Below are 12,280 nucleotides of genomic sequence, written 5' to 3' on the forward strand. Positions count from 1 at the left end.
ACGCGCGCGCCTCGGCCGAGGTCGTGCTGATGGCAGAGGCGGTGATGGGCACAGCTTTCCAAGATATCCTTGGCCCGACTCCGAACAGGTCGAAGAAAAGGGAGCCGGTCGCGCGCGCGGGCTGAGCCGACGCGCCGCTGTCGGGCAAGGTCGCGGTGTTCACCGGCGCGCTCGTCATGACGCGCAGCGAGGCGCGCGTCCAGGCGCGGCATCCGCTGCGGAAAGCCCGGCAGGGGGTGACTGACGCACTCGCCAGCCTCGATGCCGAATTCGAGGTGCTCTACGCCGATTTTGGGTGCACCTCGGTCGCACCGGAGCGGCTGATCTGTGCGAGCCTGCTGCATCCTGTTCTCGGTCCGCTCCGAGCGGCAGCTGATGGAGCAGCTGGACTACAACCTGCTTTTCCGCTGGTTCGTGGGGCTCGGCATTGATGACACGGTGTGGGTCCCGACCGTTTTCAGCAAGAATCGCGACCGGCTGCTGACGACGGAAAAGTCGCGCAAGGTGATGGCCGCCATTCTGGCCCACCGCGAGGTCGTGCCGCTCCTGTCGGATGACCACGTCTCGGTCGACGGCATGCTGGTAGAGGCCTGGGCGTCGATGAAGAGCGTCCGGCGCAAGGAGGACGGCGGGCAGCCGGAGAACGGCGATCCTCCGGCACAGGATGCCGCCCCGCAGGACCCGTCCCCGCAGCCCGCTCCGGAACCTCGCCCCATGTCCCGCCCCGCAAGCCGCAGCCGAAATGCCGAAGTGGATTTCCGAGGCAAGAGGCGCTCGAACGCGACGCACGCTTCCGCGATCGATCCGGACGCGCGGCGCTACCGGAAATCGCCCGGTACCGGCGCGATGCTGTGTTTGATCGGGCATGCGCTGATGGAGACCTGCAGCGGCCCGGCCGGCCAGGGCGCCCTGAGCCAGGCTGACGGTCGTGCCGAACGCAAGGCCGCGCCCGACATGAAGCATCGGCGGTCGCCGGGATCGACGAGACGGCTGACCCTGGGGGCCGACACGGCGTATGATGCCACCGGGTTCTTGGCGGATCGCGGGCAGGCCGGCATCACGCCGCATGTCGGGCAGAAGGCGCGGTTCTCGGCGACCGACGGGCGGACGACGCGGCGCATGGGCTAGGCCCTGTCGCAGACGCACCGGAAGCGCATTGAGGAGCTTTTCGGATGGTCCAAGACGACAGGCGGCGCGGGCCAAGCCGTCTATTGCGGGATCGAGCGGGTGCGCTCGCGCTTCATTCTCACTCTGGCGGCGGCAAATCTCGCCCGGCAACCAAGTGCAGGACGCCGCTATTCTGCACGACAGCCAGTGCAGGGCTGGCTGTCGTGCAGTGCCTGGGCAGACGCACACCCGTTCTGCTGCCCTGGTTCAGGATGGTGCCCTCAACCCCCCCTTGAAGACATGCGACGTGTCGAGACCGGGGGTTGCATAGAGTTGCACACCCGGCGCGGCGGCGATGTCGCCGCTGACCTTCACGGTCAGGCGTCCGACCTCCGGGCTGTCCAAATGGACAAGGGTCTCGCCGCCGAGGTGTTCGGCGTGGCGGACGGTGCAGGACCAGCGCCCCTCCCGGTCCGACAGGGTCACGTGCTCGGGGCGAATTCCAAGCAGTTCGCCGCCGAACTCACGTGCAATGGGGCCCTCGATGAAGTTCATCTTTGGCGACCCGATGAAGCCTGCGACAAAGGGCGTCTGCGGCGCACGATACAGATCCATCGGCGCGCCGACCTGCTCGATGCAACCCTTGTTCAGGACGACGATCTGATCGGCCATGGTCATCGCCTCGACCTGGTCATGTGTCACGTAGACCATTGTGGAACCCAGCCTTTGGTGCAGTTCCGACAGCTCCACCCGCATCTGGGCCCGCAGCGCCGCATCGAGGTTGGACAGCGGCTCGTCGAACAGGAAGACCTTGGGCTTGCGCACGATGGCGCGACCGATGGCGACGCGCTGACGTTGGCCGCCGGAAAGCTGCTTTGGTTTGCGGTCGAGAAGCGGCCCGAGTTGCAGGATGTCGGCAGCCTCGCGGACCCGCGCCTCCATCTCGGATTTCGGCATGCCGGCGAGGCGCAGGCCGAAACCGATGTTCTCGGCCACGGTCATATGCGGATAGAGCGCGTAGCTCTGGAAAACCATGGCCACCCCGCGCTTCGACGGCGCAGCATGGGTGATGTCGCGCCCGCCGATGGCGATTGTGCCGCCAGAGACAGTCTCGAGCCCCGCGATCATGCGCAGCAGCGTGGACTTGCCGCAGCCGGAGGGGCCGACCAGCACGGTGAAGGAGCCTTCGGGGATGTGCAGATCGAGCGAAGGAACGACTTCGACTGCGCCGTAGCGCTTGGTCACGGATGCAATGCGGACGTCAGCCATTCTGGCCTCCCTTGGCGATCGGATGCGGTGCGCCCGGAGTTCGGGTGTGCGGGTGATGGGTGAGCGTCAGCGGCCCTTCGGGCATGGCGGGGAAATGCAGGTTGGTGAGCGAGACGGTGCCATCGGCCAAAAGCAATTCGACCATGCCCCGGTCGACGTAGAGCTCGACAGACAGCGGCTGGTCCTCGGGCCAGAGCAACTCCGTCGTGACCTCATGGGCAAATCCCGGCAGGTCATGCCCTTCGGCGCGCGTCGCGGTGACGCGGACGCACCCACCCGGCAGACGGGTCAGGCGGTAGTGCGGTGCGGCCTCGCCAAAGAGGGCGATGGACACGTCCCGTGCCCCGTTCCGGTCGAGAACGAAACGGTGGCAGAAGGTTCCGCGGTCGCGGCGCAGGGCAAAGGCACGGGTGACCGTTTCGGGCACCTTTTGCGCCAGCCGTACGCCATCGGGCGTGCGGGTCAGCGAAAGCTCGCGCGGCAGGCTGGCGGCGCCTCGGAACGCGCGCGTCGGCGTCTGGCGCGCGTAGCTCCAGTTGCTGGCCCAGGCCATCAGGACCGGTGCGCCTCCCGGATCGAAGAAGCTCTGCGGTGCGTAGAAATCCCGGCCCATGTCGAGCCAAAGCACCTGGTCCGGCGCGTGGTCATTGGTGAACCGCCTGCCGTCGAACTGGCCGACAAAATACTGCGTGCCAGAGCCCCCGCCAGGTGCATCTTCGGAGATCGAGACGATCAGAACCCATTTCATGCCGTCCTCGAATGGCAGCTCCAGCAGGTCCGGGCATTCCCAGACGCCGCGCCCGTGCTGGCCGTGGCAGGTGCCGAAACTGGTGAGGTATTCCCAGCGTGTCATGTCGTCGGAGGCGTAGAAGGCGATGCTCTGTCCCTCGGTCAGCAGCATGACCCAGCGGGCGGTACCCTCGTGCCAGATGACCTTGGGATCGCGAAACACCTCGCGCCCGGGGTTGCAAAGGATCGGGTTGCCGGGGTCGGTCCGGAAGACGCTCATGGCATCGTCCGCCCGTGCCATGCACTGCACCTGGAAATCCCGACCTTCCTTGGTCAGGCTGTGCGCGGTGTAGAACAGGCGCACGCCGTCCGGGCCTTGCACGGCGCTGCCGGAGAAGCAGGTCCCGAGGGTATCCGGGCGCAGCGCCACCGGGCGCTGCTCCCAATCCACGAGGTCGCGGCTGACGGCATGGCCCCAATGCATCGGCCCGTGGGTGATGCTGTCGGGATCGTGCTGGAAGAACAGGTGCCAGAGGCCGTCTTTCCGGATCAGGCCGTTGGGATCGTTCATCCAGCCCTTCGCCGGGGTGAAGTGCAGTTTCGGGCGGTAGGTCTCTTGCATGTCAATGGTCATCCCTTCACCCCCGAACTCATGACCGACGCGATGAACTGGCGTTGCATCAACAGGAAGAACAGGATCACCGGCACCGCCATCGACACCGCGAAGGCCATGACGTCCCCCCAGGGGATGCGCTGATTGGTGCCAAAGAACGCGCCCATGGCCACGGTCAGCGGGCGCACCTCTGGTCCACGCGTCACCATGACCGGCCAGAGATAGGCGTTCCACATCTCGAGGAATTGCAGGATCGCCACCGCCGAGATCACGGGCCGGGACAGGGGCAGCGCGATGTGGCGGTACTTCTGGAAGAAGCTGAAACCGTCCAGCTCTGCAGCCTCGAAGAGGTCCTTGGGGATGCGGGAAAAGAACTGGAAGAACAGGAAGATCGACAGCGCATTGGCGATCCCCGGCAGGATTTGCACGACGTAGGTGTCCACCAGCCCGAGTTTCCCGGCGAGGATCAACTGCGGCAGCACGAGGCTTTCCGCTGGGACCGCGATGGTCGCCACGATGAACAGAAGCACTCCCTTCTTGCCGGGCAGCGACCCCTGGGCCACGACAAAGGCCGCCATCGAGTTGATCGTGATCGAGATCGCCAGTGTCGCCAGCGTCACGATGGCGGTGTTCATCATGTAGCGAAAGAAGGGCCGTGCCGGGTCGGTCCAGACGTCGATGTAATTCTGGAAGGAGATCACCTCGGGGATGAAGCTTTTCAGCGTTCCCATCGACACCAGGATATCCTGCTCGTCGGGATTCAGGCTGATCGTGACCATCATCATCAGCGGCAATAGCACGCCAAATGCCACGACACAGGCAAAGAGGAACGGCATAAGCGTGCCGCGCGGGAACAGGTTCATGCCTCGCCCTCGTTCTTCAGAAAGACCCGCTGCAACACCGCGATGGTCGTCACCGCGACAAAGAAGAATACCGAGATCGCCGAGGCGTAGCCGATCTTCTGCGAGGTGAATCCCTGCTGGAACAGGTAGTAGATGATGGTGGTGGTCGATCCGTTCGGGCCGCCCCTGGTCATGACGGAGACCTGGGTGAAGAGCTTCAGCGCCTGGATCGTGGTGATGATCAGCAGGAAGATGTTGACGTTCCTGAGGCTGGGCCAGGTGACAAACCGGAAGCGCTGCCAGGCGGTGGCCCCGTCCAGTTCCGCGGCCTCGTAGAGATCGCCAGGCACGTCCTGCAGCCCTGCGAGGTAGATCAGCATCTGGTAGGGGAAGGTTGCCCAGGCCGACAGAACGACCAGCGCCACCATCGCCGTATCCGAGCCGCCGATGAAGTCGATGTAGTTCTCGGAGCCCGCGAACAGTTGATAGACCGCGTTCAGCGGCCCGGTCGGGATGCGGTAGAGCACGGCCCAGATCGCCACCACCACGGTGATCGGCAGCAGGAGCGGCAGGATGGCGACCGTGCGGAACAGGCCCCGGAAGGGGATCGCCGCGTTGAGCGCCATGGCCACGGTCAGCGAGATCGCCAGCTGGAAGGGCACCACGAGCACGGTAAACAGCACCGTGTTGCCGATGGCCTGCCAGAACAGCCGGTCCGCGAACATGCGCTCGTAATTCGTCACCCCGATGAACCGGGTCGGGATCGGGCGCGGCATCAGCCGCTGGTCAGTAAAGGAAAAGCCCACAGAGAGGGCAAAGGGGACCACGATGATCAGCACGAGGCAGAGCATCGCGGGCACGAGCATGGCCACCTCCTGGGAGCGGCCGTTGGAAAAGCTTGGCATCGACGCCTCCGGTGTGTCTCAGGGGGGAGCGCGGACGGCTTCGGGGGAAAGTCGTCCGCACCCGTCTCGGGGGAAAACCGTCAGTTCGAGCCGAAGGGCGGGTAGCCTGCGTTGTCCTCGATATCGAGGTCGATGTATTGCGCCACGCCGTCGAGTTCCTGCTGCACGTCCGCCGCGCCGTCGGAGAAGATGTTCAGCATGGCCCGCGACCAGCTCAGGGTGATCGCCGGGTAGGCCGGATGTACCGGGCGCACCACGGCACAGCAGTTGCCCTGCACCGCAAACAGATCCTGCGCGCCAGGGGTGGAGAACTTCTTGGTCAGCGGCACCGCCGCCGCGCGGGACGGCGCGAAGCCGGTGATATCGGCGTATTTCGCCACTTCCGCGTCGGACATGACGAAGTTGAGGAAGGCCGAGACATCTTCGAGGTTGGTCGTCGTGGCGGGCACGGACCAGCCCCAGCCACCATTGGGCGTGGTGACGCCGTTCGGGCCAAAGGAGGGCGCTGGCATCATCACGAGATCGTCGCCCAGGCCCGCGTCATGCGGCGGCCACATCCAGTTGCCGACCCAGGACAGGGCCGCCGTCTTCTCGCCGTAGAACTGGTTGTCGCCCGCGGAGGCCGGAACGATCCAGCCTGCCTTGTACCAGTCTTGCAATTTGGAGATGGCCGAGACCGCCTCGGGCGCGTTCACGGTACCCTCTGCCGTCCATGTCTCTCGGTTGATCAGGTCCGCGCCCGCCGATTGGATGAAGGGGGCGAAGCCGTAGGTCATCCATTCGCCGCCGTAGTTCAGCTTCATGTCCAGCGGCCAGCGCACGCCGTCGACCTTTGACAACGCCTCGACCGCAGCGGCGAATTCCTCGCGGGTCCAGGCATCGTCGATGCCGGTCGGAATGCGCACGCCGGCCTTCTCGAGGTAGGAGCGGTTGCCCCAGAGGAGCACGGTCGAGTCGTAGGGGCTGATGTGGTAGAGCTTGCCGTCCGGCCCGTAGGTGCCCTGCGCGATCACGCCCTGCATGGTGTCTGCCAGCAGCGCAGGATCGATCAGTTCGCCGATCGGCTGGATCGTCCCGGCCCAGGCTGATGCCGCCATGTTGGGGCCGTCGAGCAGTATCAGGTCGGGCAGGCTGCCCGACACAGACGCCGCCTGGATCGCATCGACGTATCCCGGCACCGGGACCACGTTCAGCGCGATCTCGGGGTGCGCGGCGCTGAACGCGTCGGTCAGCTGGTCGAAGTAGGGCTTCTCTGCCGCGGCGTCGGTGACCCAGGCGGTCAGCTCGCCCGCATGGGCAGGTACCGCGAGGGCAAGCGCAAGCAGGCTGGCGCCCGCGAGACGGTTCAAAGTCATGGTCTGGTCCTCTCCCTTAGCGCGGCTCTCCCGGGGCGCGCATCATGTCCGCGCTGCCTTTTTTCTCTAATGACAACGTGAGACAATTGTTAGCCGCGAATGTCTCACGTTGTCAATCGCGATGAATCGGCGATTTTTCTGGCCTATGCCCAGTGAGACTACAGAGGAGTCAGGCGGTCACGCGTTCCGGCAGCGAGGCGCGCTCGGCCAGTTGCCCCTGCACCAGCTGGCGGATCGGGGAATCATTTTCCGACAGCGCCTGCTGCATCGCGACCCGGCCCATCTGGTAATAGGGCAGGTCCATGGAGGTCAGGCCGGGCTGCATGAGCTGCGCCAGCGGATACAGGTTGTCGAAGCTGGTAACGGCAATGTCGCGCCCGACCTCGATCCCCATGCGGGCCAGTGCGAAATACACCGGCAACGCCATCAGGTCCTGCCCGCAGATCAGCACGTCGGGGCGCGCAGCATCCTGCAGGGCCTCCGCCAGGATCTGGTCCACGAAATAGGTATAGTCTCGATCCGGCCCGGCCGAGGCTGTCCTGATGCGACCAGCCAGATCCAGCCCCATGGCCTGCCCGGCGGCGAGGAACCCCTCTGCGCGCAACCGTGCCCCCGCCAATTCGGGCGCGAGGTTCAGAAACAGGGGGCGACGATAGCCCCGGCGCAGGATCTCGGTCGTCAGGTCGTGGCCCAGCTGCCGGTCGTCAGGCAGCACGGTGGCCACCGTGCCCCCGGCATCATAGCAATTCAGCAGCACCGTCATCATGTCCGTCCGGGGCAAGGTCACTTCGCGATGAAAGCTGGTGGCGAGGATGCAGGCCTCGGCCCGGAACCGTGCAAGCTGCGCCAGCGCCTCGGTCTCGGACGTGTCGCCGCGCTGGATGTTGAACAGCATCATCTGCCTGCCAAAGGCGTGCGCCACGTCCTGTGCCCCGCGCACCAAGTCGATCGATGAGGACGTCGTCGCCACGTCCTCCGACAGGAATCCCACGATGTTGCTGCGCTGCGAGCGCATCATCCGCGCCGCCTCGTTCGGGACGTAGCCGGTTTCGTCGATGATCTTCTGGATACGCTGCCGCGTTGCCTCGTTCACCAGCGGATCGCGGTTGATCACCCGTGACACCGTCTTCAGCGAGGTCTTGGCGAGGCGGGCTATGTCACGTTGGTTGGTCATGAAAGCTCCAGTCTGCCCGTGACGCGGTTACCACGACGGCTTATCCGAGCAGGCTCGGGAATTGAAGTGTCTCACGTTGTCCGCGGGTCTTGCCAGTCGTCTCTTGCCTCCTGTCGTATCGCGTTCGGCCTCATCTTGCTGGGGTTTCCGTGCCGCCATGGGGGAACAGGTTGGAAAAGGGCAGGCACCCGCCGAAGGCATTCGCAGCGCGGGTTTGGCAGAGCAAGGACGGTTCGGGGCTCGGAGCCGTCATGCGGCGTCGCAGATGTCCCGACTGTTCTGAAGCAATCGCCCATAGCCTCGCCTCGAGCCCTTTTCAGACCTTCCCCCAGCCTCGACGAACGCCTTGCGGCACGCGATTGGTCCAGCCTCTTCGGTCTAGCTTTCTCTCCGCGCGCCAAGGGAACGGGCTGCTCCGCTCGGGAGGGTCTGCTCCCAGCAGTGCGAGCAAGTCAGGCATTGAACCGATGCGGCGGACATCCGACATAAGGACATGACCGAGCTTTGAAAGGCAGCAGAGATGACGGATGGAGAGGCGGTTGGGATGAGGGGGCAGCCGAAGGTTGAACGTCTCTATCTCGATTTCGACAGCTTCTTCGCCTCTGCCGAACAACACTTCAACGCCGACCTGCGGGGCCGACCCTTGGGCGTTGTTCCACTGGATTCACCGCATACCAGTTGCATCGCCGTAAGCCGCGAGGCCAAGGCGAGGGGGGTGAAATCGGGCGCCTCGATCCGCGCAGCGCGCGATGTGATCCCTGATATGGTCTTCGTGATCGCGCGGCATGACGCCTACGTGCGGCTGCACAAGCGCATCCTGCAGGTCATTGGCGACATACTCCCGGTGGCCCACGTGCGGTCGATCGACGAGGTGGTCTGCCACCTGTCGCCCAGAGAAGCGGCGCAGGGCAAGGCGCTGGCGGAGCGCATCAAGGCCGCGTTGGCGCAGAGCTTCAGCCCTGCGCTCACCTGTTCCATCGGCATGGCGCCGACCGAGCTGCTTGCCAAGGTCGGTGCCGAGATGAACAAGCCGGACGGCTTCGCGCTGATCGAGGCGCAGGCCCTGCCAGATTGCCTTTCCCACCTCGATTTACATGACCTGCCGGGCATCTCCAAAGGTATTGGCGCGCGCCTTGCCGCCGCGGGCGTCCGAGATATCGGCGGGCTGTGGCGGCTTGCCCCCAAACACGCGCGGCAGATTTGGGGCAACGTCGAAGGCGAGCGGTTCTGGAACGAGTTCCACGGCTTGCACGCAGAGCGCCCCGAGACGAAGAAGAGCATGTACGGCCATGGTCGTGTCTTGCCGCGTGACGGGCGCACGCCAGACAAGGTGGAGGCCTGCGCCCGGCAGCTCCTTCTCAGCGCCGCCCGTCGGCTGCGCCGCGACGACCTGCGCGCCAAGGAGCTGACCTTGGCTTTTCGGAAAGGGCGTGCGTCCGAGGATGCGCAGTGGTCCTGGCGAGGTAGCTTCGCGGCCGCGCGGGACGACCGAACCTTCATGCGCGCCCTTTCCAGGGGATTGGGCGAGGCACGTCGATCCCTCAGGTTTTCGCCTCACGCGGTCAGCGTCATGCTGCATGGCCTTGTTTCCGATGCCGACATCACCGGAGACCTTTTCGGCGGTGCTCTGGATGAAGGCGCGGATGACACTTCACGAAAGAAATGGGAAAAGGTCAGCGACCTGATGGACAGCCTGCGCCAAACGCACGGAGCCAAAGCTCTGTCCTTCGGCGCTCAGGAGGAGGTCCTCGGCGGCTATGTTGGCGCAAAAATCGCCTTTGGCCGCATCCCTGACGAGGCCGACTTCAGCGACGCACCCACCGTCGACGAGGATACACAGTTCTTGTCATATTAGGGGATGTGGCTTTCGGGCCTGCACGGAACGCTCCAAGAGCGGATGCCGCAAAGAGGCGCCTGACCCCATTGCCGCGACTCCGCCGCGTGCGAGAGCTACGCCTGACCATGGAATGAGAAGGGCACGCCCGGCGAGGACGTGCCCTTCGTATTCAGAATTCTTGCCCGCTTCAGGCGGCTGCGGGCGCGGTTTTGCGTGCCGCGGCTGCGTTGGTCGTCTTCTTGACGGTCGTCTCGGCCTTCTCGGCAGCGCCGGCGGAAACCGCAGTGACCTGCTCGCCCGCGGCCTGCGCGACTTCGAAAAGCGCCGCGGTCGTGCTCTGGGCGAGCTCCATCTGGGCCTGCATGAAGCCCGCGAAAGCTTCGCCATATGCCGAAGGCTCCCGCGCAGCGGTCAGCTCGCGCATGTTGCCGAGCGCCTTCCTCGTCGAGGCCGACAGAACCTCGTTCGACTTCTCGGCGGTGTCGAGCGCGACTTCACCGATCTTCGCGTTGTACTCTGCGACCGATGCCAGTCCGCCCTTTGCCAGGTCCGGGTTGCACACGTTCGGGATCGCGCCGAACATCTTGGCGAATTCGTTCTGAGCAGTCATGAGGTCCTCCTCTTGGATTGCGTTGGTCCCCATCTACATGAATGCTGCATCGCAGCATTTCAACCACCATCCGGAAAATAACCCCGAGAAAAATGCCCTCTTCCGGATGGCTCTCGATCCTTGGGCGAACCGGCGCTGTGGTTCAGTCGGGCGTGTACCAGATCGGAGAGGTATAGGCGCGCTCTTGGGTGATCAGAGGAACATCGGCGGGAAGCTCAAGATCGAATTTTACGGCATCATAGGCCGTCCAGCGTGGCGTCGGAATCTCGATGACGCGGGCATAGTAGAAGGCCGAGAGCGTCGGGTCGAAATCGGGGTCGGTCCAGACGGTGCCCAGCTCGGCCGCCCCGATTGTGTTGACCCAGGTGGGCACGGACAGGTCGACCGTGCTGCCGACGGGCGGCAGCTCGCCCGCCTCATCTATCCTGCGCCCATCTGACCAAGCCACGTCGTGGACCTTCTCGCGCGGAGTGCCACCCGCGTCGATCCAGCCCTTGATGATCTGGATCCTGTCGAGATTGGCCCCCATCGGATCCCGCAGCGCATAGACGAGGAAGGACGGCGCACCTTCACCGGCCGGAAGATCGCCTCCCATCGGCACCCCCTTGGCATAGCCGGTGACGGCGAGGGTGCGGCCAAGCGCATCCGTATGCTCGAAGTCCCAGCCTCCGAAAAAGCGCACACGCATCCGGGGGCCGGTGGTCGCATAGACCTCGCGGCGCTCCATCGCGTCGAAGATCGCGCTGCGGGTGTTCTCCTCGGCCCAGACCGCCGTCAGACCCGAGGTGATGTATTGCCAGGAGTAGAGCGCGGGCGCGCCATCCGCATAGGTCTTGCTCACGTGCTGCGAGCGCTCGGGGCTCGGCTCATAGGCGGCAAACTTCCCGAAGAAATTGTCGTTGTCCGGCGTGGTCAGGCCGATGTGATTGTCCGACGCACCGACCAGCCCGAACTTGAACGGATTGACCCCGAGTTCCGCCCCCAGCAGGAGCCCCCGCTGCAGCCCCGAGCGCGCATATTCCCCGGGAAGCATCTCCTGCGTCTTGGTGACCGTCGCGTCGAGGTTGCCGTAGTCCCAGGTCTCGAAATCCGCGAAGGCGTCATCCGGCGAGAGGAAGGGATGCGACTCGCCGTCACCCTTGATCTGCGTGGCCTCGTAGAGGCGCTCCCACTTCTGGCGCGTTGCGGCGTAGTCGGCATCCAGCGACCGGCCGTCGGCAAAGTCGTCCTGCAGCGCGAACATCATGCCGTTGGAGAGGTTGCCATTGTGCGGGATAGCCATGACGTCTCCCCCGGTCTTGTCCTCGTAATTCTGCAGCCAGGTCCACAGGTCGCGCGGATCAGGCGAGCCAAGGGGGGGTGTCGTGGTGTAGGGCACGATCTGCCCGGCCCGCTCGGCGCCATCGCGGAAGATGACGTTGCGGTGCAGGTTGTTGCCCGCCACAAGAGATGTCCACTCAAAGGCGACGAAGGTGGTGAAGGTGCCGGGATTGTCGAACTCCTCGGCTGCGGCCACGATGTCATCCCAGACGCGCTTGTAGGCCGGGTTCCCCGGTTGATAGTTCAGCGCCGGCGAAATCTGTCCCTGCCCGAAGGCCGAGGTCAGCTCGAAGGCCGCCTTCTGCGCTGCCTCGCCGCCCTGGTTGAAAGCGTCGTGGAAATAGCGGCCTTGTTCGTCAGCCATGATATTGGGGGCACCGCCGATGATGTCGGTGATTGCGCCCATGCCGTCGGAATGATCTGTGATCATGTAGAAATCGAGCGGATAGTGCCCCCGCGCGTGGTGTAGGAGCGTCGACCTTCGGAGAGGTCCGGGTCTGATCAGGATGCCACGGCGGG

General features: G+C 64.8%; 9 protein-coding genes and 1 pseudogene. 2 read left to right on the forward strand and 8 right to left on the reverse strand.

Features of this window, described 5'->3' with window-relative positions:
- Positions 1 to 176 precede the first annotated feature (176 nt).
- Positions 177 to 1,281: pseudogene (locus IQ782_RS28720) on the forward strand (IS5 family transposase); the annotation flags it as partial.
- Positions 1,282 to 1,374: 93 nt separating this feature from the next.
- Here the strand turns inward: IQ782_RS28720 and IQ782_RS28725 are convergent.
- The 6 genes from IQ782_RS28725 to IQ782_RS28750 all read right to left on the reverse strand — a co-directional run bounded on the left by IQ782_RS28725 (position 1,375) and on the right by IQ782_RS28750 (position 7,994).
- Complete coding sequence (locus IQ782_RS28725) at positions 1,375 to 2,376, reverse strand: ABC transporter ATP-binding protein (protein ID WP_194138095.1); 1,002 nt, start codon at positions 2,374 to 2,376, stop codon at positions 1,375 to 1,377.
- Entirely contained in the window at positions 2,369 to 3,739 is a 1,371-nt protein-coding gene (locus IQ782_RS28730; protein ID WP_194138096.1) for a glycoside hydrolase family 32 protein, read from the reverse strand. Before IQ782_RS28730 ends, IQ782_RS28725 begins: the two co-directional genes overlap by 8 nt.
- Entirely contained in the window at positions 3,736 to 4,581 is an 846-nt protein-coding gene (locus IQ782_RS28735; RefSeq protein ID WP_240989655.1) for a carbohydrate ABC transporter permease, read from the reverse strand. The genes IQ782_RS28730 and IQ782_RS28735 overlap by 4 nt, the downstream gene beginning before the upstream one ends.
- The gene (locus tag IQ782_RS28740; RefSeq protein ID WP_194138097.1) at positions 4,578 to 5,465 is read right to left on the reverse strand and encodes a carbohydrate ABC transporter permease; all 888 of its coding nucleotides are present in this window, start codon (positions 5,463 to 5,465) and stop codon (positions 4,578 to 4,580) included. The genes IQ782_RS28735 and IQ782_RS28740 overlap by 4 nt, the downstream gene beginning before the upstream one ends.
- 80 nt (positions 5,466 to 5,545) lie before the next feature.
- On the reverse strand, positions 5,546 to 6,820 hold the full coding sequence (locus IQ782_RS28745; protein WP_194138098.1) for an ABC transporter substrate-binding protein: 1,275 nt from the start codon (positions 6,818 to 6,820) through the stop codon (positions 5,546 to 5,548).
- A 169-nt stretch (positions 6,821 to 6,989) separates the two neighbouring features.
- Positions 6,990 to 7,994: a LacI family DNA-binding transcriptional regulator gene (locus IQ782_RS28750; RefSeq protein ID WP_194138099.1), complete on the reverse strand. Its 1,005-nt coding sequence runs from the start codon at positions 7,992 to 7,994 to the stop codon at positions 6,990 to 6,992.
- A gap of 520 nt (positions 7,995 to 8,514) precedes the next feature.
- Here IQ782_RS28750 and IQ782_RS28755 point away from each other — a divergent pair.
- The gene (locus IQ782_RS28755) at positions 8,515 to 9,849 is read left to right on the forward strand and encodes a Y-family DNA polymerase (RefSeq protein ID WP_240989656.1); all 1,335 of its coding nucleotides are present in this window, start codon (positions 8,515 to 8,517) and stop codon (positions 9,847 to 9,849) included.
- Between the two features lie 169 nt (positions 9,850 to 10,018).
- Here IQ782_RS28755 and IQ782_RS28760 read toward each other — a convergent pair whose 3' ends face one another.
- Entirely contained in the window at positions 10,019 to 10,414 is a 396-nt protein-coding gene (locus IQ782_RS28760; protein ID WP_194138100.1) for a hypothetical protein, read from the reverse strand.
- A gap of 169 nt (positions 10,415 to 10,583) precedes the next feature.
- On the reverse strand, positions 10,584 to 12,269 hold the full coding sequence (locus IQ782_RS28765) for a DUF3604 domain-containing protein (protein ID WP_338092665.1): 1,686 nt from the start codon (positions 12,267 to 12,269) through the stop codon (positions 10,584 to 10,586).
- Positions 12,270 to 12,280 lie beyond the last annotated feature (11 nt).

Source organism: Salipiger mangrovisoli, from assembly GCF_015223355.1.
Taxonomy (GTDB): domain Bacteria; phylum Pseudomonadota; class Alphaproteobacteria; order Rhodobacterales; family Rhodobacteraceae; genus Salipiger; species Salipiger mangrovisoli.

What these genes read in the sequence shown, in the direction of transcription:
- IQ782_RS28755 (WP_240989656.1), top strand. Translation starts at nt 8,515, where the DNA reads ATGACGGATGGAGAGGCGGTTGGGATGAGGGGGCAGCCGAAGGTTGAA.
- IQ782_RS28760 (WP_194138100.1), bottom strand. Translation starts at nt 10,414, where the DNA reads ATGTTCGGCGCGATCCCGAACGTGTGCAACCCGGACCTGGCAAAGGGC.
- IQ782_RS28740 (WP_194138097.1), bottom strand. Translation starts at nt 5,465, where the DNA reads ATGCCAAGCTTTTCCAACGGCCGCTCCCAGGAGGTGGCCATGCTCGTG.
- IQ782_RS28730 (WP_194138096.1), bottom strand. Translation starts at nt 3,739, where the DNA reads ATGACCATTGACATGCAAGAGACCTACCGCCCGAAACTGCACTTCACC.
- IQ782_RS28725 (WP_194138095.1), bottom strand. Translation starts at nt 2,376, where the DNA reads ATGGCTGACGTCCGCATTGCATCCGTGACCAAGCGCTACGGCGCAGTC.
- IQ782_RS28735 (WP_240989655.1), bottom strand. Translation starts at nt 4,581, where the DNA reads ATGAACCTGTTCCCGCGCGGCACGCTTATGCCGTTCCTCTTTGCCTGT.
- IQ782_RS28745 (WP_194138098.1), bottom strand. Translation starts at nt 6,820, where the DNA reads ATGACTTTGAACCGTCTCGCGGGCGCCAGCCTGCTTGCGCTTGCCCTC.
- IQ782_RS28750 (WP_194138099.1), bottom strand. Translation starts at nt 7,994, where the DNA reads ATGACCAACCAACGTGACATAGCCCGCCTCGCCAAGACCTCGCTGAAG.